This window comes from Eggerthella sp. BIOML-A4, assembly GCF_009875575.1.
GTDB lineage: Bacteria > Actinomycetota > Coriobacteriia > Coriobacteriales > Eggerthellaceae > Eggerthella > Eggerthella lenta.
The window spans coordinates 25001-28096 of the sequence record NZ_WWRX01000024.1 but is presented as its reverse complement, the minus strand read 5'-3'; the positions used below and the strand labels follow the sequence as shown (position 1 = coordinate 28096).

Annotated in this window: 2 rRNA genes (1 of these 2 running past the window's edge); both read right to left on the bottom strand. The window is 61.2% G+C overall.

From position 1 onward, the window contains the following. Positions 1-73 precede the first annotated feature (73 nt). Positions 74-188 (bottom strand): 5S ribosomal RNA (gene rrf, locus GT613_RS14900). A gap of 120 nt (positions 189-308) precedes the next feature. Beyond that, positions 309-3096 (bottom strand): 23S ribosomal RNA (locus GT613_RS14895) (it continues 183 nt past the right edge of the window).

Here is a 3096-nt window from a genome sequence, read left to right as displayed (position 1 = left end):
GCGGAGCCCCAGAACGCGCGAAGGCCCCGCCTCCCGAGGGGGGCGGGGCCTTCGCATGCCGAAACGCCCTCCGCGAGCGCGACGCCCTATCCTCCCACAGCCTGACGCTGCAGTACTTTCGGCGATGGCGGGCTTAACTTCCGGGTTCGGAATGGGACCGGGTGATCCCCGCCTCCATGGTCGCGCTCGCGCAGGGCGTTCCCGCGCGGGCCTGTATGGCCCCGTCAGGGCCGCGGGATCCCCCCGCGCCACCCTGGCGGTTGCACAGCGCTCGTGACTTTCGATCGCACAACCCGAGGGATATGCATGCGAAGAAGAGCTCGGGCTATTAGTACCGCTCGGCTGAGGCGCTCGCACGCCTTGCACCTGCGGCCTATCGACCAGGTGTTCTGCCTGGGCCCTTACCGGAAAGAGGACTCATCTTGGAGACGGCTTCCCACTTAGATGCTTTCAGCGGTTATCCGTGCCGGACGTAGCTAGGCAGCCGTGCCGTTGGTCGACAACTGCTGCACCAGAGGTCCGTCCACCCCGGTCCTCTCGTACTAGGGGCAGACCTCCTCAATCCTCTTGCGCCTGCGGAGGATAGGGACCGAACTGTCTCACGACGTTCTGAACCCAGCTCGCGTACCGCTTTAAATGGCGAACAGCCATACCCTTGGGACCGACTTCAGCCCCAGGATGCGATGAGCCGACATCGAGGTGCCAAACCTTGCCGTCGATGTGGACTCTTGGGCAAGATCAGCCTGTTATCCCCGGAGTACCTTTTATCCGTTGAGCGACGGCCATTCCACTCTGTGCCGCCGGATCACTAGAACCGACTTTCGTCTCTGCTCGGCTTGTGGGCCTCGCAGTCAAGCCCGCTTGTACTCTTGCGCTCTGCGAACGGTTGCCGACCGTTCTGAGCGGACCTTTGCGCGCCTCCGTTACGTTTTGGGAGGCGACCGCCCCAGTCAAACTACCCGCCTGACACGGTCCCCCCGCCGGATCACGGCCGGGGGTTAGATCGCCGACGCGACGAGGGCAGTATTCCAAGGTCGGCTCCGCCCGGGCTGGCGCCCGGGCTTCGCAGCCTCCTGCCTATCCTCTACGCGCCGAGCCAACGATCAATGTCAAGCTGCAGTAAAGGTTCACGGGGTCTTTCCGTCCTTCCGCAGGTAATTCGCATCTTCACGAATAATACAATTTCACCGGGTCCATGGTTGAGACAGCGCCCAAATCGTTACGCCATTCGTGCAGGTCGGAACTTACCCGACAAGGAATTTCGCTACCTTAGGACCGTTATAGTTACGGCCGCCGTTTACTGGGGCTTGGCTTCAGAGCTTCGCCTTTCGGCTGACCCATCCGCGTAACCTTCCAGCACCGGGCAGGCGTCAGACCCTATACGTCGCCTTACGGCTTTGCAGAGTCCTGTGTTTTTGATAAACAGTCGCTTGGGCCGTTTCGCTGCGACCCCCGGCCGCTCGGGGAGCTAGTCCCTCCACCGCCAGGGGCACTCCTTCTCCCGAAGTTACGGAGTCAGTATGCCGAGTTCCTTAACCATGGTTCTCCCGATCGCCTCGGTATGCTCTACCTGCCCACCTGTGTCGGTTTTGGTACGGGCGCCTGCGTCCCTTCCTAGAGGTTTTTCTCGGAAGCATGGGCTCGCCGACTTCAGCATAAGCTTTCGTCTCGCGTCTCAGGATATATGCGCCGCTGATTTCCATGCGATGCTCCCTACGCGCTTTCACGGGGACGTCCAGAACCCCGCTCGGCTACCCTTCTCCGTCACCCCGTCGGTGATAGCGGTCCGCAGGCGGTACAGGAATGTCCGCCTGTTGCGCATCGGCTACGCCTCTCGGCCTCGCCTTAGCTCCCGACTGACCCTGGGAGGATTAGCCTTGCCCAGGAACCCTTAGGCTTACGGCGGCGGCGTTTCTCGCGCCGCTCTCGTTACTCATGCCAGCATTCTCACTTCCCCGCGCTCCACCGAGGGTCGCCCTCTCGGCTTCTCCGCTGCGGGGAAAGCTCCCCTACCACTAATATAGATTAGTCCGCCGCTTCGGTGTTATGCTTAGCCCCGTGAATTGTCGGCGCATGTCCACTTGACCAGTGAGCTGTTACGCACTCTTTAAATGCATGGCTGCTTCTAAGCCAACATCCTGGTTGTCTAGGCAAACGCACATCCTTTGCCACTCAGCATAAACTTGGGGACCTTAGCGGGCGGTCTGGGCTGTTTCCCTCTCGAACACACAGCTTAGCCCACATGTTCTGACTCCCGGCCTCTGATCCGGCGGCATTCGGAGTTTGGTTCGTGTCGGTAGGCGGTGAAGCCCCCTCGACGATCCAGTGCTCTACCGCCGTCGGAGAACGGCCGAGGCTAGCCCTAAAGCTATTTCGGGGAGAACGAGATATCTCCGGGTTTGATTGGCCTTTCACCCCTATCCACGGGTCATCCCCTCCGTTTTCAACCGAAGTGGGTTCGGCCCTCCACGGGGTCTTACCCCCGCTTCAGCCTGCCCATGGATAGCTCACCCGGCTTCGCGTCTGCAGCATGCGACTCTATCGCCATCTTAAAGGCTCGCTTTCACTGCGGCTCGGTTCAAACCTTAACCTCGCCGCATACCGCAACTCGCTGGCTCATTCTACAAAAGGCACGCCGTCACCCCGCTCGGGGGCTCCGACTGCTTGTAGGCGCACGGTTTCAGGTACTGTTTCACTCCCCTCTCGGGGTGCTTTTCACCTTTCCCTCACGGTACTGGTTCGCTATCGGTCACAGGAGAGTGTTCAGCCTTGGAGGGTGGTCCCCCCAGGTTCGCACCGGGTTTCACGTGCCCGGCGCTACTCGGGCGCCGCACTCGCAGTCCGCGCGGATTCGCGTACGGGGCTCTCACCCTGTTCCGCCGGCCTTCCCAGGCCGTTCCGCTTCCGCGCGGATTTGTAACTGCGTCCATGGTCTGAGGCCCATGGAATGCGCGGTCCCACAACCCCTCATGCAGCAACGCCCTCAAGCTTGCACGTGCATGGGTTTGGGCTGGTGCGGTTTCGCTCGCCGCTACTCCCGCAATCTCGGTTGATTTCTCTTCCTCCGGGTACTTAGATGTTTCAGTTCCCCGGGTT